The 21,219-nt window shown below is 43.9% G+C and carries 20 protein-coding genes; 3 read left to right on the top strand and 17 right to left on the bottom strand.

Features of this window, described 5'->3' with window-relative positions; all coding sequences use genetic code 11:
• From GDA45_05880 to glnA, 12 genes are all read right to left on the bottom strand, one after another.
• The gene (locus GDA45_05880; GenBank protein MBC6414393.1) at positions 1-444 is read right to left on the bottom strand and encodes a GatB/YqeY domain-containing protein; all 444 of its coding nucleotides are present in this window, start codon (positions 442-444) and stop codon (positions 1-3) included.
• 3 nt (positions 445-447) lie between these two features.
• A complete protein-coding gene (rpsU, locus tag GDA45_05885) occupies positions 448-663 on the bottom strand; it encodes a 30S ribosomal protein S21 (GenBank protein MBC6414394.1) in 216 nt (71 codons plus the stop codon).
• A gap of 103 nt (positions 664-766) precedes the next feature.
• Entirely contained in the window at positions 767-1,060 is a 294-nt protein-coding gene (locus tag GDA45_05890; protein MBC6414395.1) for a hypothetical protein, read from the bottom strand.
• A gap of 32 nt (positions 1,061-1,092) precedes the next feature.
• A complete protein-coding gene (locus tag GDA45_05895; GenBank protein MBC6414396.1) occupies positions 1,093-2,196 on the bottom strand; it encodes a TRAP transporter substrate-binding protein in 1,104 nt (367 codons plus the stop codon).
• 339 nt (positions 2,197-2,535) lie between these two features.
• Positions 2,536-4,728: a DNA helicase II gene (gene uvrD / locus GDA45_05900; GenBank protein MBC6414397.1), complete on the bottom strand. Its 2,193-nt coding sequence runs from the start codon at positions 4,726-4,728 to the stop codon at positions 2,536-2,538.
• A gap of 2 nt (positions 4,729-4,730) precedes the next feature.
• Entirely contained in the window at positions 4,731-6,278 is a 1,548-nt protein-coding gene (gene ubiB, locus GDA45_05905; GenBank protein MBC6414398.1) for a ubiquinone biosynthesis regulatory protein kinase UbiB, read from the bottom strand.
• Positions 6,278-6,883 (bottom strand): SCP2 sterol-binding domain-containing protein, encoded by a 606-nt coding sequence (locus GDA45_05910; protein ID MBC6414399.1) that lies wholly within the window; start codon positions 6,881-6,883, stop codon positions 6,278-6,280. The genes ubiB and GDA45_05910 overlap by 1 nt, the downstream gene beginning before the upstream one ends.
• Positions 6,884-6,885: 2 nt before the next feature.
• Positions 6,886-7,626, bottom strand: coding sequence for a class I SAM-dependent methyltransferase (locus GDA45_05915; protein ID MBC6414400.1), 741 nt, complete (start codon positions 7,624-7,626; stop codon positions 6,886-6,888).
• 66 nt (positions 7,627-7,692) lie between these two features.
• Complete coding sequence (locus tag GDA45_05920) at positions 7,693-8,064, bottom strand: DUF971 domain-containing protein (protein MBC6414401.1); 372 nt, start codon at positions 8,062-8,064, stop codon at positions 7,693-7,695.
• A 3-nt stretch (positions 8,065-8,067) separates the two neighbouring features.
• Positions 8,068-9,411, bottom strand: coding sequence for an ATP-dependent protease ATPase subunit HslU (hslU, locus tag GDA45_05925; protein ID MBC6414402.1), 1,344 nt, complete (start codon positions 9,409-9,411; stop codon positions 8,068-8,070).
• 30 nt (positions 9,412-9,441) lie between these two features.
• Positions 9,442-9,978, bottom strand: a complete 537-nt coding sequence (gene hslV, locus GDA45_05930; protein MBC6414403.1) for an ATP-dependent protease subunit HslV — start codon at positions 9,976-9,978, stop codon at positions 9,442-9,444.
• 385 nt (positions 9,979-10,363) lie between these two features.
• On the bottom strand, positions 10,364-11,776 hold the full coding sequence (gene glnA / locus GDA45_05935) for a type I glutamate--ammonia ligase (protein MBC6414404.1): 1,413 nt from the start codon (positions 11,774-11,776) through the stop codon (positions 10,364-10,366).
• A 330-nt stretch (positions 11,777-12,106) separates the two neighbouring features.
• On the opposite strand from glnA, the gene GDA45_05940 reads away from it, so the two are divergent.
• Entirely contained in the window at positions 12,107-13,060 is a 954-nt protein-coding gene (locus GDA45_05940; GenBank protein MBC6414405.1) for a glycosyltransferase family 9 protein, read from the top strand.
• A gap of 425 nt (positions 13,061-13,485) precedes the next feature.
• Here the strand turns inward: GDA45_05940 and GDA45_05945 are convergent, their stop codons facing one another.
• Complete coding sequence (locus GDA45_05945) at positions 13,486-14,481, bottom strand: glycosyltransferase family 25 protein (GenBank protein MBC6414406.1); 996 nt, start codon at positions 14,479-14,481, stop codon at positions 13,486-13,488.
• Positions 14,482-14,607: 126 nt separating this feature from the next.
• Here GDA45_05945 and GDA45_05950 point away from each other — a divergent pair, with 126 nt between their 5' ends.
• A complete protein-coding gene (locus GDA45_05950; GenBank protein MBC6414407.1) occupies positions 14,608-15,378 on the top strand; it encodes a hydroxymethylpyrimidine/phosphomethylpyrimidine kinase in 771 nt (256 codons plus the stop codon).
• Positions 15,375-16,028 carry a thiamine phosphate synthase gene (locus GDA45_05955; GenBank protein MBC6414408.1) on the top strand — a complete coding sequence of 218 codons (654 nt, stop codon included), beginning with the start codon at positions 15,375-15,377 and terminating at the stop codon, positions 16,026-16,028. Before GDA45_05950 ends, GDA45_05955 begins: the two co-directional genes overlap by 4 nt.
• Before the next feature lie 45 nt (positions 16,029-16,073).
• Here the strand turns inward: GDA45_05955 and folP are convergent, their stop codons facing one another.
• The 4 genes from folP to GDA45_05975 all read right to left on the bottom strand — a co-directional run bounded on the left by folP (position 16,074) and on the right by GDA45_05975 (position 21,093).
• Entirely contained in the window at positions 16,074-16,880 is an 807-nt protein-coding gene (gene folP / locus GDA45_05960; GenBank protein MBC6414409.1) for a dihydropteroate synthase, read from the bottom strand.
• Positions 16,881-16,884: 4 nt separating this feature from the next.
• Entirely contained in the window at positions 16,885-17,832 is a 948-nt protein-coding gene (locus tag GDA45_05965) for an MBL fold metallo-hydrolase (protein ID MBC6414410.1), read from the bottom strand.
• Positions 17,829-19,619, bottom strand: a complete 1,791-nt coding sequence (gene lepA / locus GDA45_05970) for an elongation factor 4 (protein MBC6414411.1) — start codon at positions 19,617-19,619, stop codon at positions 17,829-17,831. Before lepA ends, GDA45_05965 begins: the two co-directional genes overlap by 4 nt.
• A gap of 403 nt (positions 19,620-20,022) precedes the next feature.
• Positions 20,023-21,093: a hypothetical protein gene (locus GDA45_05975; GenBank protein ID MBC6414412.1), complete on the bottom strand. Its 1,071-nt coding sequence runs from the start codon at positions 21,091-21,093 to the stop codon at positions 20,023-20,025.
• Positions 21,094-21,219 lie beyond the last annotated feature (126 nt).

A 21,219-nucleotide genomic window follows, 5' to 3' on the forward strand; every position in this document is an offset into this window, starting at 1 on the left:
TCAAACAGACATCAGCTTGGTCTTTACGATGCGACTTGCGATCGATAAATCAACGCTACCACGAGCCTGAGTTTTTATCTCAGCCATTACTTTTGACATATCTTTGATGCTGGTTGCTCCGATATGCGCAATCGCTTGGTCAATCAACGCATGCAACTCAACCTCACTAAGGGGTTGGGGCATATAGCCGGTAATCACCTCTAGTTCAAAGCTCTCCTTTTCTTGCAGATCGACGCGGCCGGCGTCGGCGAATTGTTTGATTGATTCGCGTCTTTGTTTAGCCATTTTTCCCAGTACATCGACTACACCGTCGTCATCTAGCGGTTGTCTGGAATCTATTTCTATGCGTTTTATCTCCGATAACATCAGGCGCAACACTGCCAAGCGTGCCTTATCGCCGCTTTTCATAGCTAGTTTGGCATCGTCCTCAATACGATGTTTCATGGATTAATATAAGCGGGTACGCTTAGATCTAATTTTGAATGTATGTCTGCTTTGGCGTTTTTTTGCAAGTATCGTCTTGTGTCGTCGCACTGTGGTCGGTTTTTCGTAGAATTCGCGTGCGCGTATTTCCATCAAAATACCTGCTTTCTCGCAACTACGTCGAAAGCGCCTGATGGCAATATCTAGTGGTTCATTTTCTCTTAATTGTATAGTCGGCATATATATCTATCTCCAGTCGGAATGTGAATTATACAGGCTAACAATAAATTTGCAATGTTCCCAGTAGAACTGTGGGCAAGGATTTAACTGCAACTAGGAGATGCTAGTGTGAATTTCGCTTATTAGGGTCGTTAGTATGGCTTGCTGGCAGATGGCACCCAGCCCGCATCATCACAAACGGCAACAGCTGTTGGTAAAATGAGTCGGCAACTTCCAACTGTACAAAAGCAACATAAGTCACAAATAGATAAGCAAAGCCTAAAATCCCCCTTGTCCAACGGTGTACTGTCGTTTCTTCTTTGCAACCGAATATGGCTGATGCAGCTATAAAAATTGCCGCTAAAAAGCTAAATGCAAAAAAGGTGAAAGTGCCTATATCATAACCAAACACAAACATTGTTCTGCTCCTCCTAATATATTTTGTCTATTCTATTTACGGCTACGTATATCGTACACCATTTTTCCCGAATACTGCGACCATATTTTCATTTTGTTTAAGAAATCACTAAAAGAACGGTATACGCGCTGTGCATAATCGCTCTCGGCGGCCACTCCTTTGATAACATCATCGGCAGTTTCGTATAGTTTGTCAATTACTTTGTCGGGGAATCGGCGTAATTGTACACCGTGCTCATCCATCAATATACGCAATGCGTCGGGGTTTAACGCCAAATATTGGGTGAGTGAGCGCATGCTTTCGGCTTCACACGCATTGCGTACTATAGCTTGTAAATCTGCTGGCAATTCCATAAACATGTCTTTGTTGAGAATACATTCTATGATGACCCCCGGCTCTTGCCAGCCCGGATAGTAATAGTAGTCAGCGATTTTATAAAAGCCTAAAGTTAGATCGTTGTACGGCGTCGACCACTCTACTGCATCCAGTGTGCCGGTTTGCAGTGCGGTAAACAGTTCACTAGCCGGCAGATTTACCGGGATCATACCCAACCTTTCGTAGATTTGGCTGGCAAGTCCTGGTATTCTAATTTTTATGCCTTTCAGGTCATCAATATCTTTGATCTCCCGTTTGAACCAGCCACCCATTTGTATCCCGGTACCACCGACCGCAATAGGTATTAAACCGAACTCACCGTAGCCTTCGTCCCATAATTCTTGTCCGCCACCATAATTAAGCCAAGCAGTCATCTCAACGATATTCATGCCGAATGGCACCGAACTGAAAAAGTTAAACGCACGATTTTTACCTTGCCAATAATAAGCTGCTGAATGTCCCATCGCAACAGCACCGCTATGCACTGTATCAAAAACTTCAAACGCCGAGACCAACTCACCCGCACCGTATACGCTCACCTGCAGTCGTCCACCCGACATGTTATTAATATTCTCGGCGATACGCTCCGCACTAATGCCTAGGCCTGGATAGTTTTTCGGCCAACAAGTAACCATCCTCCAACGATAGCTTTTGCTACTGCTCGGAGATTTGTTGGTCTCTTGTTCGCTACGACTGCACGCAGCCAGCGGTGTTGCCAACAGCGCACCTGCTGTGCGGTTTATAAAATCTCTTCTTTTCATAAAATTTTTCGCAATAAGTAGATGTGTGCTTTAGATATGGGCTTTATAATGATGCTGTGTTGCTGGTCGTAAGGGACGGGAATCGAACCCGTCAGACTCAGGGTATAGTGTATAAACACATCACATTAGTGCCTGCACCAGCAGTCCCTACGATTTACAAAATCTTACTTTTTCTACTACTATCCAAATAATCCCACTGAAATAATTATATCTGTTTTTTAATCTAAAAACCTATACATTATAAACCAACAAAACAATATAAAAGTTATTTTAGCGACTCAATCATATTCCAATCCTATTGACAATGAGCTTAAAGGCTTATGCTACAGAGTGTAACCCTTAAATCTTCTGCAGTCGAGTATACGCCAATACCAGCCACTTTGTGCCGACTTTGTCAAAGCGAACTTTGGTGCGCGCATGGCTACCTTCCCCTTCAAAGTCAAGTACGACACCGTCACCGAAGGTCGGGTGGTTTACGCGTTGTCCGGATGAAAAACTATTAGGATCTGGAGATGGTTTAGATTGCCCGACTACATAAAATGCATTCCCAGATAATCTATTATGTTTTTGTTGCGGACGTATCTCGTCTACTAAATCAGTAGGTAATTCGTTTATAAAGCGCGAGGGTCGGTTATAAATTATATTGCCATGCATATTTCGTGATTGCGCATAGCATAAAATCAGTTGCTCACGGGCGCGGGTGATGCCGACATAGCATAGTCGGCGTTCTTCCTCTAATCCATCTAAATCCTCTAAGGAACGGCTGTGCGGGAATAAGCCTTCCTCCATACCGGTGATGATCACTAAGGGAAATTCTAGACCCTTAGCTGAATGCAGGGTCATCAGTTGTACACTATCTTCGTCGTACTCGGCTTCGTTATCGCCGGCATCCAAAGCGGTATGTGATAAAAATGCATCTAGTTCGTCTATTTCATCTTCATCTATTTTTTTCCATTGCTCGCTAAATTGCTCAGCCGCTCTGATTAATTCCTCTAAGTTTTCGATATCCGATAGGGCGCGTTCGTTGCGTTGTTCTCTAAGATAATTGGTCAGTAAAGCAACCACTTGCTCAGCTTGTTTAGCCAACGGCTGCACCTTCAATGCTAGGGAAAAATTTTCTATTAATTGAAGAAAGCGCTGCACCACAGAGTTGGCACGTGCACCTAAAGCCTTGTCGTTCATAAGTTGTTCGGCACTCTGCCACAGGCTGATTACATTAGCTTTGGCTTGGTCTCTGATCATTTCCATCGTGCGCGCTCCAATGCCACGCGGAGGATAATTGACGATACGTTCAAAAGCGGTATCATCGTCGTGATTGGCAATCAATCGTAGGTATGCTAGGGCATGTTTGATAATCGCTCGATCAAAGAATCGTAGCCCACCGTAGACACGATAAGGGATATTGGCACTCACCAGAGCATTTTCTATAACGCGAGATTGGGCATTGGCGCGATAACACACCGCAAGCTCCGATAACGCTCGTCGTTGCTTCTGCCACTTATGGATAACTTCGACAACATAGTCGGTTTCCTCATTTTCGTTTAGGGCAGCGAAGATTTTTATTTTATCGCCGCCCTTGGCTTTGGTCCATAGCCGCTTGCCCATGCGCCCCTTGTTATTTTCTATCAGTGCGTTGGCAGCATCCAATATTATTGCAGTAGAGCGATAATTGCGCTCTAATCTATAGACACAAACATCCTTAAAGTCCCGCTCAAAGTTTTGAATATTCTCAACGCACGCGCCGCGCCAACCGTAGATTGACTGGTCGTCGTCGCCCACCGCAAAGACTGGGATTTTATCGCTTGCCAGTACTCGTAGCCAGGCATATTGCAATTTATTTGTGTCTTGAAACTCGTCGACTAATATTTGTTTGAAGCGCGCTTGGTATTGTCGTCTTAAATCATCGTTGTCGCGCAGCATCTCGTGGGTGGCAAGCAGTAATTCAGCAAAATCAACGGTCTGCGTTTCTCGGCATAGTGCTTCGTAGCGGTGGTAAATGGCTAAAATTTGTTTGAATGTTGGGTTGTTCGTATCCTCTACAACCCTATCTGCTCGCTGCCCGGCTTCTTTATAGGCATTGATGATATATTGAGTTTTCTTAAATGGACATCTGTCTTCACTGATATTAAGGTCGCGGGTAATGCGTTTAATGAGTCTGAGTTGATCAATCGCATCTATCACCTGAAATGTTTTGGATAATCGTGCCTGTTCGTGATGATAGCGCAACAGGCGATGACATAAACTGTGAAAAGTTCCAACCCACATGCCAGCTATAGGTTTGTCGCTGAGTGATTGGATACGTGAGCGCATCTCGTTGGCAGCCTTATTGGTAAATGTCACCGCCATCACTTCCCGTTCCGAGATACCTTCCACCGCGCACAACCAGGCAATGCGATGCGTTAATACGCGGGTTTTACCGCTACCGGCACCCGCTAATATCAATGCTGACCTCAGCGGCGCATTCACCGCTTGGTTTTGCTCATCGTTCAAGTCTGCTAAAATTTGTCCCTTTATATTTGCGTTATCCGACATCGTTAAACCCACAACGATAAACCTCCTAGTGCCAATGCGCCGATAACTAGCACAATCACCAGGTAGATGCGCCATCGCTTTAGCTTGCGTTGCAGATTAGAGACTTCTTGGCGCAGTTGTTGGCGCTCAGTATCAGCGGGTGGCGGGAGACTATGCGTCGCTATGAACTCGCTACTTCTCTCAATTAATGCTGGCAATTGTTTGAGGATTTTTTTTAATAAAACCGCAGGATGTCTGCGTTTTCTCATCCATCGCTCTAAAAATGGTTTGGCGGTATCCCATAGATTAAGCTCAGGGTACAGTTGTCGCCCTAGGCCTTCTATGTTCAATAATGTTTTTTGTAGTAATATCAGCTGCGGTTGCACCTCCATATTAAAACGCCTTGCGGTTTGAAATAAGCGTAATAGCAGGGCACCGAAAGATATTTGGTTTAACGGCTGTTGAAAAATAGGCTCACACACCGTCCTGATTGCCGATTCAAACTCCTCTAAGCGTATATCGGGCGACACCCAACCTGATTCAATATGCAGTTCGGCAACCCGACGATAATCGTTTTGAAAGAAAGCTAGAAAATTCTCTGCTAGATAACGTTGATCTCTGAGATCAAGACTGCCGACGATACCGAAATCAACACCCAGATAATATGGCTTGAGTGGGTTCTCGACGGATACGAATATATTGCCTGGGTGCATATCAGCGTGGAAAAAATTGTGTTCGAAAACTTGGGTGAAAAATATCTCCACACCATTATGCGCGAGTTGTCGTAAATCAGTGTTGTGGCGTTTTAACTCTTCTATGTCGTTAATCGGCACGCCGTGTATGCGTTCCATCACCATCACCTCGCGATAACAATGTTGCCAGTATACTTTAGGCACATAAAGCAGGTCGGAACCTTCAAAATTTCGTCGCAGTTGGTTAGCATTCGCCGCTTCGCGTAATAAATCCAACTCATCGGTTATGGTCTTGCGGTACTCATGCACAACATCAACTGCTCGTAGTCGACGCCCTTCCGAACAGTAACGCTCAGTGAGCCGCGCCATCATATCCAGTAATGCAAGATCGCTATCAATTTTCTTTTTAACATTCGGACGTAATACCTTTACCACTACTTCGCTACCATCGTGTAATCGTGCCGCATGAACTTGAGCAATGGATGCCGAAGCGAGTGGCATCGTGTCAAAGTGTGCAAATACTTTATCTATAGGATCTCCCATCACCTGCTCAACTTTTTCGCGGGCGATGTGACCGTCAAAAGGCGGTACTTTATCTTGTAGTTTTGCTAGCTCAGTAATCAGCTCGCTAGACAATAAATCTGGTCGGGTGGACAAGGCCTGTCCGAACTTGACGAATATAGGCCCCAAGTCTTCCAGTGCTAACCTTATTCTTGTTGCCAGTGGTTTTTTCTGTTTACCAAACCAATTCCACGGCAGTAGGTAGAAAATAAAGTGTATCGGCCTGAAGAAGTGTATCGTTAGGACAATCTCATCTAATCGGTGGCGCACCAACACGATGTTGATATATAAAAGCCGCCAAAGTTTTAGGATAAACATTACTGGTCGCGTAGCCGGCTACACCTTGCGTCCAATCTCTCTACTGCGTCGCGCAGTCGTTCTACATTGTCTATAAAATAGTCTATTTCTTGCTGCGTCGGCGTTATTTTCAGTTCCTCCTGTAAAAACTCGCCGCTACTAAAATACAGCGATTCTATGCAACGATCAACAAAATTGTTTGCTGCCCGCACGCCCTCGCCGAGTTGATGTGCCGCAATATCTCCGATTAAAGGTGCGAGCAACTCTTCCCAATCAAACTCAATCTCAGTCAGTAAACTCTGCAGCCGTTGCCCCAGATGTACATCCCCTACAATTTCCAGATTAACCGCTTGTTCGTCGTTCTCTCTATCTAAGCCGAGTCTTAGTAAATCAAAAATACTACCACTTATCCGAGTATCAGGAACCCCGCTATAGTCCTCGCAAACGCGTATGGTGTCTTCTTCGATAAGTAAAAAGAGTTCTAAGCGCGGAACGCTGAGGGACAAACCGACCACTTTTCCAGACATTGCTTTCAGCGATGATGCGACCAGTGGTGGGTCAGCTTGTAAATAACGGCCTAGTGCATAATCAAACAATGGTGCCAGTTTCTTAGAAGCAACATTCATAATCAATATTTGTACGCGCGATGTATAGCGACGATACCGGCGGATAGATTATAAACCTCGCACTGCCGAAATCCGATTTCTCCAATCATCGCACCTAAGGTTGTTTGATCCGGGTGAATCCGAATAGACTCGACCAAATAGCGATAACTCTCCTCATCTCCCACCACATACGCACCCAGTTTAGGAATCACATTAAAAGAATACCATTGATAAAATCGTTGTAACCAGGCGTGCGGCTTGGAAAACTCTAGCACCACAAGGCGACCAGCAGGTTTTAGAACGCGTAAAATAGAACCCAATGCTGCTTGTTTAGAAGCCATATTTCTTAGGCCAAAAGCGACCACTACACAATCAAAGGTGTTGTCGGCAAACGGTAGACTCTCGGCGTCGCAGCGAATAAAAGGTACACCAGCATAACCGAGATCATATAACCGTCTTTGTCCTTCCGCTAGCATTGCCTCGTTGATATCGGCGACCGTCAAAAGACCGCCATCTTTGAGCAAAGGTTTTATGCGTACAGCCATATCGGCAGTGCCACCAGCAAGATCCAACACCCGCATATTTGCGCGCACACCGCACGCCATGACCGCAAATTGTTTCCATATTCTGTGCAAACCCAAAGACATTAAATCGTTCATCAAGTCATAACGACTTGCCACCGAACTGAATACATTATCAACTAATTTCACTTTTTCGTTGACATCAACCTTGCGAAAACCGAAATGTGTCTTTTTTGTGTCCATCGCTTAATTGTAAGATAAATCGTTCAAGATCGTGTTGGTGCTATCACTTCAGCCGATCTGCTTCGGTCAACCTAGACGATTTTGTTTACGCTCAAACCCAGCATCCTTTAGCCTTTGTAGATAGTTTTGCCATTTACGGTCGTAATTTATACCTAAGTCATATAAATAATCCCAGCTATAAATGCCGCTACTATGTCCGTCGTCAAAGATGATCTTGATTGCGTAGTTGCCGACTGGTTCGAGCGATGTGATGTTGATATCTTCCTTGCCTACCTGCAGGACTTCTTGCCCGGGGCCATGCCCGGAGACCTCTGCTGACGGTGAATACACGCGTAAATACTCGCAGCTTAAGTTAAATCTTTTACCATTGGTGAAAATTAGTTCCAACACACGCGAGTTTTGATGCAAATGTATTTCATCAAGTTGTACGTTAGACATAGCTTAAAGTATATAAGAACTGAGATCTTGGTCTTTGGCAATACTGGCTAATTGCTGGTCTACTAGTTCAGAGTTTATTTTAATCTGTTTGTTATCCAAGCTGGGTGCAGTAAAAGAAATATCCTCTAACAATCGCTCCATCACTGTTTGTAGGCGCCGCGCACCTATGTTTTCGGTGTTTCTATTAATTTCGTAAGCAATCGTTGCAATGCGTTTGATTGCCTCTTCGCTAAACACAACATCCAGCCCTTCCTGAGCCAGCAGCGCTTGATATTGTTTAACCAGAGAATTATCTGGCTCACTTAAAATTCTAACAAAGGCATCCGTATCCAAGGGTTCCAGTTCCACTCGGATTGGCAAGCGCCCCTGTAACTCAGGAATCAACTCGGAAGGTTTGGAGAAGTGAAAGGCACCGGCTGCAATAAACAATATATAATTGGTTTTTATCATGCCATAACGGGTGTTGACGGTAGATCCTTCTATTAGAGGAAGCAGATCTCGCTGCACGCCTTCGCGAGATACTTCGCCGGCAGTCGTACTTTGCGAGCGACGCGCCAGTTTGTCTATTTCGTCTACAAAGACGATGCCTCGTTGTTCGGTTTCTTCTACGACCATCGTATGCAGGCTTTCTTGGTCGATCATTTTTTCTAATTCTTCTTGTTTGATAGCTCTGAGAGCGTGTTTTACAGTCATTGTTTTGTGTTCTTTGCGATTTCCTAGTCCTAGGTTGCCGAGATTCTTAAGCATACCCTGCATTTGATCACCAATGCTCTCCAAACCCGGCACCGACATCACACCCATGTTAACCTGCGGTTTAGAGACCGCAACTTTAATTTTCTGATCATTCAACTTGCCTTGCTCAACTGATCTACGGATGTCTTCTCGAACTTGTTTACTATCCAAACTCTCCTGACTGTCGTAAGTTTCCTTCAGATTATTCATCAAGCTCTCGACCACCTGATCAACCGCTAACTTTTGTGCCAGACTATCGTGTTTTGCAAATTCTCTTTCTCGCACTTTGTTAAAAGTGATTTGTGCTAAATCACGGACTATTGATTCAACATCCCGCCCGACATAGCCGACTTCGGTAAACTTGGTTGCTTCCACTTTTAGGAACGGTGCTTGAGCTAAGTCCGAAAGTCGCCTAGCAATTTCGGTTTTACCAACCCCAGTCGGCCCTATCATTAAGATATTTTTAGGGGTAATCTCCGAGCGCAAAGGTTCGTCAATCTGCATCCGTCGCCATCGGTTGCGCAATGCAATAGCTACTGCGCGCTTCGCTTTATCCTGTCCGATAATGAACTGATCTAATTGGCTAACTATTTGTTCGGGTGTCATATCGGACATAAGGATTTCCGTCGTTATCGTCGTTATTCGTTATAAAGTCTCGAGCACGAATTCTTGGTTTGTATAGACACAAATCTCGCTTGCGATTGTCAGTGCTCTCTCAACTAAGCTACGGGCATCTAACGATGAATGTCTAAGTAGTGCAAGAGCGGCGGCACGCGCATAATCACCGCCCGAACCAATGGCAATTAAATCGTACTCTGGCTCTATAACATCCCCAGTACCCGACACTAGTAGCGAGGTCTGTTTGTCGGCGACCGCAAGCAAGGCTTCTAATTGTCTCAAATTACGATCCAGCCGCCAATCTTTGGCTAATTCGACGGCAGCTCTTAGCAACTGTCCTCCGTGCTCTTGTAATTTTCCTTCAAACCGTTCAAATAAAGTGAAAGCATCTGCGGTGCTGCCTGCAAAGCCGGCTAAAACTTGATCGTTGTTCAACCGGCGCACTTTACGCGCTTTATGCTTGACGATGGTTTTATTACCCATCGTGACTTGGCCATCACCGCCCATCACTAAACAACCGTCTTTGCGTACTGATAAAATTGTGGTTCCGTGAAATGTGTGCATCAGATTTAAGACTTTGATGTTTTATTATATCAGCACCACGGACAAGTTTGGTTTGACATTGGTTTGGCAGTTTAGTTTATATAGGATTTGATGCCGATATAGGTTTTCGCTATGTTGGCATTCGCAAACTCACACGCTTGTTCATAGTGCAAATAACGAATGGCAAGGAGGGACTTTTCTAAGTAAAGGAAGGAGAATATTGCGTTCCTTAAGGTTTTATACAAACGCAACACCACCTCATTCACACTACTGTATAAAATACTGGTTGCTAAACTACGATACGCATGTTTTTTTATATCAGGGATAGCTTAGTTCATTCCATAAGCAGCGGCTAACATTACACTGGTATTGTATGCTCATCCTTTTGACTGATTGGCTTCTCCGATTACAAGCTGTAATACATATCAAATTCAACTGGGTGGGTTGCTTGTCGCAGACGAGAGATCTCTTCCATTTTGAGTTCTATATAGCCGTCTATAGCATCGTCGTCGAGTACATTACCAGCTTTCAAAAAGTCTCTATCCGCGTCCAGTGCTGCCACTGCTTCGTCTAATGAGGCAGCAACTTTGGGTATCGCTTTTTCTTCCGCCGGAGATAACTCGTATAAATCTTTATCAGTCGGATCACCTGGGTTTATACGGTTTTGTATGCCGTCCAATCCTGCCATGAGCATAGCGACAAAAGTTAAATAAGGGTTACCAGCAGCATCCGGGAACCGTACCTCTATGCGTCTTGATTTGGGATTAACCACATGCGGTATACGGATCGCCGCCGAGCGGTTGCGTGCCGAATAAGCAAGCATCACTGGTGCTTCAAACCCTGGCACCAACCGCTTGTAGCTATTGGTCGCGGCATTTGAGAAAGCGTTGATGGCACGGGCGTGTTTCAAAATCCCGCCTATGTAATATAGTGCGGTTTCCGTGAGGTCGGCGTATTGGTCGCCGGCAAATAGGTTCTCACCGTCTTTAGACAAGGTTTGATGCACATGCATACCAGTGCCGTTGTCACCGACTATCGGCTTGGGCATAAAAGTTGCAGTTTTGCCATAATTGTTAGCAACATTTAGCACGACATATTTTTGAATTTGACTGAGGTCTCCTCGCTCCACCATAGCAGCATAACGCGTTCCTATCTCACACTGTCCCGCGGTGCCGACTTCGTGGTGGTGTACTTCGGCAACGACACCCATCTCGGCGAGAGCTTCACACATAGCTGAGCGTATATCTTGCAGAGAATCAACTGGAGGCACTGGGAAATAACCACCTTTTATGCCAGGGCGATGTCCGATATTACCACTTTCGTATGCTTTATTGCTACTCCAAACCGCTTCGGCAGACTCAATATCGTAACTACAGCCGCTGTAATCATTGTGCCAACGAACACTGTCAAACACAAAAAACTCAAGTTCTGGTCCGAAATAAGCGACATCCGCAATGCCGGTTTCTTTGAGGTATTGTTCGGCACGCTTGGCGATAGAACGCGGATCCCTGTTATAAGGTTGTTTAGTGTCGGGCTCCAATATATCGCAACGCAAATATAGGGTGAGGTCGTTATAAAACGGATCTATGCACGCAGTGTTGAAATCCGGCATTAGCAGCATATCCGAATTGTTGATCTCTTTCCAGCCGGCAATCGATGAACCGTCAAACATTTTGCCACCTGTTAAATAGCCATCTTCGCAGGCAGTTTCTGCTGGCACGCTCACATGATGCTCTTTACCTCTAGGATCGGTAAAGCGAAAGTCTACATACTTTACATTTTCTTCTTTTATTGTCCTAAGGACATTTTCTACTGACATGGTTAAAAAACTCCCAAATATTAAATAAGTGTATCTAAAGTGTATCTATAATTTTTCTGCATAAAGCATTATGCAGAACAGGCATTCTAAAAAGTGCTTTATTTATAGGAATATTACGCACATTATAGCATATTATTATTTGCAAATATGTGAAGGAGATTATATGTTACCCCATCTGTTTCAGAAAAAACAATAGCTAAGCTACCAGTATTAATTCTCTAGTTAAGGAAATTATTGCTACTGGAACAACAGCCTTTGATATGTAACAAACTGATATATTGCCGAACAAACATGAAAATTGCTCCCGCAAAAATCAAGAATATCCTACTCATGCGAACAGAAAACAGAATAGGTGATATTATTTTGACTATACCTCTCGCCGGCATACTAAAATCTCACTTGCCGGACTTACACATCACCTTCGTCGGTAGTGGACACGCTAAACCTATCGTAAAAAAAACCTCAGCCATAGATGACTTCCATCATTGGAATAGGTCTAAGGATATCAGCAAATACAATGCGGATGCAGTATTACTACTTTCATTGTATTTAAATGTAGCAAAAACTGCATGGCGAACCAAAATCCCGATACGCATTGGTGCGGCCCGAAGATGGCACCACTGGCTGTATGCAAACCATCGAGTATTCTTAAAAGCACGTCCTCACAATCTGCACGAAATACAACTCACTACCTCTTTTCTATCAGCGCTAGGGATTGAAGTACCCACTGATGTTGATAAACTATATCGCTATTACGGATGGCAAAAAGGATCTAACAAATCATATCCCAATGTCATCTCAACTACCAAACACAACATTATCTTACACCCTAAATCTAAAGGGAGCGCACCAGAATGGCCGTTAGAATACTATTATCAACTCGCCTGTCTACTCAATGAAAAAGACTTCAATGTGATAATAAGCGGCACCCATAAAGAAAAAAACTACATGCAAGAAAATTGCCCTGATCTATTTACACTCCCGCACATCACCGATATCGTAGGGCAATACAACCTAGCTGACTACATCAACATAGTTGAACAAGTAGACTGCCTAGTCGCTAGTAGCACTGGGCCGGCGCACCTCGCCGCTGCCATCGGCATCAACACCATAGCTCTATATGCACCCACACGCCCTCAACACCCCGGCCGCTGGAGACCCGTTGGCAAACGCGTTAAAGTGATCTGCAAAGGACTACCAACAAATAATCCGAAGGATGTAGACAAGATTAATGCGATTACGCCACAAGAGGTACGGGAAAAAATTGCAGAAATGGTGGAATGAGTTCGTTTAGCAAGCTCTGCGCTTATTTGGCTATCTCGGCTGATTAATGTCGCTATACGATGGCTAACTGACCGTTGCCTATTAGCTTCTTAGCCATGACTCATCTCTTACTAAGCGGTGCGCATCATTTGATGAGTATCTGAGTAGAGATGAAAACCACCTAAACAGATTTTGGCACGAGACAATGTGCCTTCAACAGCGCAGCCATAGGCACGACTAACCTTCATCACAACCAGCTGTTTGAGGATATGTTGTATTTGCTTAATAAGTAATCCCCTTCTTAGGTTTTAATTAGAATAAAGAGGTTATAAAAATAATTAAAGATTATGCCTGAGAAAATTTTATGACTAAAACTTGCTAGCGCCTCGTTTTGATAAGGATGTGATAAGGTGTATTTATCGTCTAAAATCTGGGATTGCTCACATTCATAGGTCGCGTGAGGAATTGACTAAGTAATACAGAGATGGAGTAACGCAAGCCGGTGTGGTGATTCTAAGTCGTATGCCTTTTCTCAAGTGTAAATACCACGGCATAATGTCTACAAGTATCCTAGGATGCGAATTAGCGAATTCTTTCCACTCTTTTGCCATTTCAAGAGTTAAGAGATAAGCCATTGCGGATAACGGTATTTCGGCCGGAATAGCAATGTCGTAATTTCCGTATAGTCTTTTCTGACTGTTTCTAATAGGAAGACCGCCTGATTTGCAACCGATATATATATGCCTTTTCTCTTGGTTTTTCTTTTTAGATTTATACAACACTCTATAATTATTCACATTACAGATGGCGGGTATATATTTAAACAGTTTGTTGCAATTTTTCGAATAACTCAAAAGCATAAGTAAATACCAATGTAATTGGGAGATCAATGTAACATCTAACTGAGACTGGCGAGTAGCAACGGGCGGGCGTATGCTTTTCTTTGCTCTCAATATAGGGAATAGAGAACAATCTACTTCGGGCAACCTTTCTATACTTTTCTGTATATCCGGGTTTGTTCCTAATAGAATGTCTGTGCTTCTTGAGTGGCTGGAGAGCATGAGTATATCCCAAGATTTTTTTAGCGAGGCACATAAGATCTCTGGGAAATCAGGTGGTAGAACACTATCGTCTTCTAATATACATGCTGTAGCAACATTATTTGTCAACATCAAGTTGTATGCTTTAATATGGCTCAATGTGCAAGAAAGATGGTCATAGAAATAAGGGATATGTTTGTAGCGATCTATAGTAGATTCGCTCATGCCTAGTGAGCGGGCTATTTCAGTTCTCCGCTCGGAGGATGCTACATCATATTTATCGACTGCCTCTATGAACTCATAGTCCAAGCCCAGTGCGTCGAGTTGCCTTTGCATATGTAATCGCCGCTCAGGGGTACGTTTGAGATTTATGATATAAATAGGGCAAGGACTAGTATTCATATTTAACAAAAACTAGAGGCATTCAGTATTTACTTTGATACATCTAAACTACTAGGAATTATGTATATAATGCTGTTATTTTCAGTAGTACTTTTTATACAATACCACTCTAAATGACCACTCTAAATGAATAGGGATAAGCATCCAAAAGCTCTAATTATATCAGGCTTTGATCCGTCTGGCGGGGCAGGATTGATTGCCGACATTGAAACGGTACACGCACTGGGCTGTCGTGCAAGCGCGGTCATCACCTGCCAGACTATACAAACTGAGTGGGATGCCACGGCGTGCGTGGCGAGCGACAGCTCTTGGTTTAGGCAGCAATTACATTCTATATTAAAGGCTTATTCTTTTTCAGTCATCAAGATAGGTTTAACACCTTCGTTAGAAATAATAGAGATACTCGCCCATGCGTTACCGTCTGTAAGCTGCCCTATCGTGCTTGATCCGATCATTGCCGCAGGTGGCGGTTATCCGTTCTGTAACGCTAAAACCATCGCACATCTTAGCGAGAAATTAATACCTTTGTGTGACTTGGCTACACCTAATGCGGAAGAACTCAGGCGCTTAGCGGGAACATCTGATGATGGCGTAAAATCGTTGCTTGAAAGGGGTTGCAAAGCAGTTTTGGTGAGTAGCGAGTACGAGCGCGCCGGTTATCTATACCATAACCTTTATAGCTTGCATCATCCGCCACATACATTTACTGCGAAGCGTTTACCACATCGTTATCACGGCAGTGGATGCACGCTTGCGAGCGCGATAGCCGCCTATCTGGCACACGGCAAAGCATTGGTGGAAGCGGTTCGCCACGCACAAGAGTTTACCTCTCACTGTCTAAGTATCGCAAGCCTATCAAAGTCCAGAGTTGCCGTTCCCAATCGTTTTAAGCAGTGAAATTAGAAGGTCTATATTTAATTGCCGACAGCACTCAGCTAACCGAAACAAATACCGGCGACTATATCGCTGATTTGATAGAAGCGGGCGTATCTATCGTACAACTGCGCGACAAAAATCATCATGCTGCTGCCGGCAACATGCGCAGCCGGAGATACCGACTGGCTAGAATCATTCAAGCAAAATGCCGCATTTACAACATACCGTTTATCATCAACGACGATGTTTCCCTAGCTTTAGAAATCGATGCCGACGGGGTGCATCTGGGGCAAGACGATATGGCAGTGCGTAAAGCTAGGCAATATTTAGGAGCTGATAAATATATTGGGGTATCGTGTTATGCATCTAAGCAGCGTGCACTGCAAGCACAACAAGACGGTGCCGACTATGTTGCCTTTGGTGCGCTTTTTAATTCGCCAACTAAACCGCAAGCGCAGTGTTTAGGGTCGTCGGTTGAACAATCGTTAAAGGTCTTGCAGCAACTCAGTGGCGGCATTAATGTGCCGATTTGTTCAATTGGCGGCATCACACCCGATAAAGCCAAGCTAGTGCTCAGGCATGGGGCGCAAATAATTGCGGTAGCATCGGGTATCCTAAAAGCAGTTGATGCTAGGCAGGCAATCAGACAATATCGTACCGCATGGCTTTAACTATTTGGTATAGATCTCGTTTGCATTGTTCTATTCGTAGGGTATCTACAGTGCAGCCATCAAATCCATCACTTGGCGGTGCTGCCAAACATCGTGCACCCTGAAAATTTTGACGCCGGCTTGCAATCCTAAAACAGTGGTGGCACAACTTGCTGGCACCCGCTGTTGTGGTTCGCTGACATCACATATTTGTCCCATAAAACTTTTGCGGCTAGTTCCGAGTAGAACCGCATAGCCTAAACCAGTTATTTTGCTTAAGTGTTTTAGTAGCGTGAGATTGTGCGCAGCATTTTTACCGAAACCAATACCGGGATCCAAGATAATGTTGTTATCATCCAAGCCGTAACTTTTCGCTATGTCCGCACGCGAGCGTAAGAAATCGCATACCTCTGCGACGACATCGTTGTAGTGCGGTTTCACATGCATAGTGCCTGGTTCGCCTTGCATGTGCATGAGACAAATAGGTACTTGCTTATCTGCGGCCAGCTCCAACATGGTCGGATTGTCGCGTCCTGCCGAAATGTCGTTTAGCATAGTAGCACCGCTATCCAAAGCAGCTTCAGCAACTTCGGCTAAGGTGGTATCTACGCTAATCATCGTATCTGGATAATGCTCAGATATTGCCGCAATGATATCCAGTATGCGTGACTTTTGTTCTAATGCAGGCACTCGTTGCGAGCCAGGGCGTGTCGATTCTCCACCAATATCTATGATGTCGGCACCTTGTGCTAACATTGCCCCTACACCATCAATAATCTGCGTTGCTTGTCGCCATTTGCCACCGTCCGAAAAGCTGTCGGGAGTGAGATTCAGTATAGCCATCAATTTGGGTTTGGTTAAATACGACTGCATTTTTCTATAAAGCGTCGCGCCGATACATGCGTATGTGGTCACCTATATCAAAAGCCGTTAGATCCTCACCAAATATCACTTCACCTTCATATTGAGAGCGTATCTCGGATAATACATCAGTGCGCGCTTTGCCAAAAATCAGTGCGTGCACTAAGACCGTTTGGCGAGGATTGGTTTGTTGCAACAAACGGCTTAATTCCGCAGGTCTGGTGTGATAATCCAGCACCTTGCGCAAGCGCTCATTATTTTTTAGCAATGTGTCGCTTGCATCGGCAATTTCGTGTATCAATAAGTCAACGCCCTTCGCGTGTTCAACGAGGTTCTCAGAGTAGCGAGTGTCACCTGAAATGACTAGGCTGCGGCCTTTATAATCGACCCTATAGCCGAAAGCAGGTTTTACCACACCATGGTCAACGAGAATGGCTTTAACGGTTAGATCCTGTTCTGCATACACTATGCCTTCGGTAATTTCGCGTACTTCAATACGAATACCTTCGTCGGATAAATGGGTATGTTCTTTACGCAAATTTATATCAGTGTGATACGCTTTTTGTATTTGTTCAACATGTGCTTTGCTACCCGTAGGTCCCCATAACCGTATCGGTTGCGTGCGTTGAAAGACCCATCCAGACAGCATCAAATCAGGCAAGCCGATAATGTGGTCGTAGTGCAAATGGGTAATGAACAACTTATCAACGGTATTGTAATCTAAACCTAGTTGATAAATGCGCCTTGCCACATCGCGCCCGGCATCAAATAATAATTTTTGGTTGCCAGCTTCAACCAATACCGCCGCACTGCCACGATCCGCTTCGGGGCGCGGTGTGCCGGTGCCGAGTAGTGTGACAACCATGACATCAGCCGAAGCAATCGGCATAGCTACAACGAAAAGTAGTAGACATTGACGCAAGCTGACAACTGAGCGTTTTATTATTTGCATAAATTTATTCATTTATTCACCTGCAACACTGCTAAAAATGCTTCTTGCGGTATACTCACTTTGCCAATTTTTTTCATACGCTTTTTCCCTGCTTTTTGCTTTTCTAACAATTTACGTTTACGCGTAACATCGCCACCATAACATTTCGCTGTGACATTTTTACGTAATGCTTTGGTCGTAGCACGAGCAATCACCCGCGAACCGATAGCCGACTGTATCGCTATGTCAAACATTTGCCTAGGTATTAAACCAGCCATCTTTTCGACTAAGGTACGCCCTAGAGTTTGCGCATTACTTTTATGTACGATAACTGATAGCGCATCAACTCGTTGACCGTTGATCAGCATATCCAGCCTAATTAAATCGGCTGGTTGATAACCTGACAAATAATAGTCAAAAGATGCATATCCCTTAGTAGCTGACTTGAGTCTATCAAAAAAATCATAGACGACTTCGTTCAACGGTAGTTCGTATTCTATAGCAGCTTGCTGTCCTACATAGCTGATTTTTTTCTGCACACCTCGTTTTTCTATGCATATTTTCATTACATCACCTATATGATTTTGGGCAACCAGGACAGTCGCTCTAATCATAGGTTCCTCAATCACCACTATCTCGTTGGATGGTGGCAAGGTCTCAGGGTTATGTACTTTCACTACTCTGCCGTCTTTGAGTGTAACTTTATAAGTTACGGTGGGTGCGGTGGTGACTAATGTCTTGCCGTATTCACGCTCCAATCGTTCTTGTATCACTTCCATGTGCAACATGCCGAGGAAGCCACAGCGAAAACCAAAGCCCAGAGCCTGGGAGGTCTCTGGATCGTACGCTAAAGAGGCGTCGTTTAAGCTCAGCTGATCCAGTGCTGCGCGTAGTTCAGGATAATCTTCTGAATGTAGCGGATAGATACCAGCAAAAACCCGGGGTTGTATTTTCTTAAATCCGGCGAGTGCTTGCAGTGCCGGCTTGTGGGCATCAGTCCAGGTATCACCGACGCGCACCTCCTCGATACGCTTGATGCCAGCAATAACAAAACCTACATCGCCAGTATACAAGCAGTTGCGCGCAACACGCTCAGGTGTATACACCCCGACTTGTTCAATTTTATGGGCAGTTTTATTTGCCATAGAAAGTATTTTACTGCCGACTTCTAAGATGCCGTCGACCACTCTTACTAATGCAATAACGCCTAAGTATTGATCAAACCATGAGTCTATAATTAACGCCTTCAGAGGTGCATCTACTACTCCTTTAGGCGGCGGGATTTTTGCAACGATCTGTTCCAACAAGGCTTGTACGCCATGCCCTGTTTTAGCACTAACTAAGCAAGCCTCGTCGGTATCCAATCCGATTAGCTCAAAGATCTCTTCTTTGACGCGAGCAACCTCTGCAACCGGACGATCAATTTTATTCAACACCGGTAACACGATAAGATTTTGTTCTATCGCAGTATAGCAAACTGCAATACTTTGCGCCTCAACACCTTGGGTTGCGTCAACAACCAGCAACGCACCCTCGCAGGCGGTTAATGAGCGCGACACTTCGTAGCCGAAATCAACATGCCCTGGCGTGTCTATAAAATTAAGTTTATATTGTTCACCGTCTTCAGCTACATAGTTGAGTGATACCGCCTGTGCTTTAATAGTGATGCCGCGCTCGCGCTCTATATCCATCGTATCCAGCACCTGTGCCACCATCCGGCGACCGCTATAGCCACCGCATAATTCAATAAATCGGTCGGCGAGCGTAGATTTGCCGTGATCTATGTGCGCGATGATTGAGAAATTTCTTGTTTTATCCATGTTGCCAGTTTTATCAATAATTATAGACGGGCAGAGATTTCCCAATCTATGAATTTATTGACGATTATTTACCGCAAAAGTCATTATATGATATTTGATTTGGCAACTACTATAAACAACTTGGCACACGGTGGGTTCACCTGTGAACCATCACCTGCACAAAACCAGTTTCGTATTTAAGTGTGCAGACTAATTTGGGTTGACGGGGTATCTTAATTGGATGCTATTTAACTTCGGATATTTTTGGCATCGCCACCTTACTTAAGGTACAACAATTTTGATAAAACCGTAATGCTTGTTTGGGCACTAGCAAGTTTTAGTCCCGCTGCATACTTTTGAAAAGTATGCTTTATGGTATTTGAGATATAATTTATCTACTTACCAAAGATAGATTGAGCGTCTTTTACCCTAACCTAACTCCCTCTGGAGTCATTGCCTGAAGAGCCTCTGCCGCACCTTTGCAGTTAAAAATAGGGTAACCGCTCTTGAGATTTCTAATATTCAAATAAGCATATAATTTAAATTCTTGCTCGGATTTGATGTAAACCCCATACCTTAATCCATCAGTCACTATGAGCCTATTACATTTCTTTTTATTAGCTGCATATGACTCGGCTTGCCTGACGGCTGTAAGGCAACTATTGCCTTTTTTCTTTACTTCTACAACCACATTCAAGTTATTATCTTCACGAGGTAGTTGATCGAACAAAGCTATATCAATATTGTTCCATTCAATTGCCATTCGCTGAGGAGTCCAACCCAAAACTTTTAATAAAGGAACAACGAGATAGGTTAATGTTTCATATTCTGAAGGGCCCTTATTTGCCTCCCAATACTGAATTTTTGCATACCACTCAGCAATCCTAACAAACCCACTCAACTCTTCAACAAGAGCCTGTATTGAATAGTCAGCAATACCCTGATCAAATAAGCGCGTGGAGATATCTTTAATCTCTAATTGAAGATCCTCATCAGGTGGAATAGACCTAAGATATTCGGCAGTGTATTCCTTGTCTAGCTCTAAATTAAGAGACTTCATCCAATTTATAATTTCCGACGACTTATTAATATCTAGCTTTTGAGTTGTATCTCCGAGCTTCATAGTATGTGTTTGAAATTTTTTCTGTTTTCTCGTTAGCCATTTAACTCTTCTAACATGCTGCAAATCCCAACCATCAATATCACCAAACACTTCCCTATGTTCATAGTCTCCAACTACAACACCTATTCCGTCTACTTGATCCGTACCTTGTCTTAGAATAACAACATCACCATGCTTGACTTCTGCACAAAACCTACCCAAATCAGTTTTTTTCCTCGTCGTTACCCAGCTAAGTTTTTCAAGGCACTCTGGGTATGCTCCCATACATCCATTCCCTGTTAAAACCACATCCCATTCTAGACATAGATCTGTATAATTACGGTTTGTATCACCAGCGGCTATTTGCCAATAATTTCTTGTATTCTCTTTTATCTCTGTATCCACTTCTATACTCTCCTTTGATTAAGCTCTAATTACAAAATTTGCTAGGTGAGAATGTATATGCAAAGGTCAATACTTATGAAGCAAATACACTATGTTCCCCTTGATCTAACCCTC

Source organism: Chromatiales bacterium (assembly GCA_014323925.1).
Lineage (GTDB): Bacteria > Pseudomonadota > Gammaproteobacteria > Poriferisulfidales > Oxydemutatoraceae > SP5GCR1.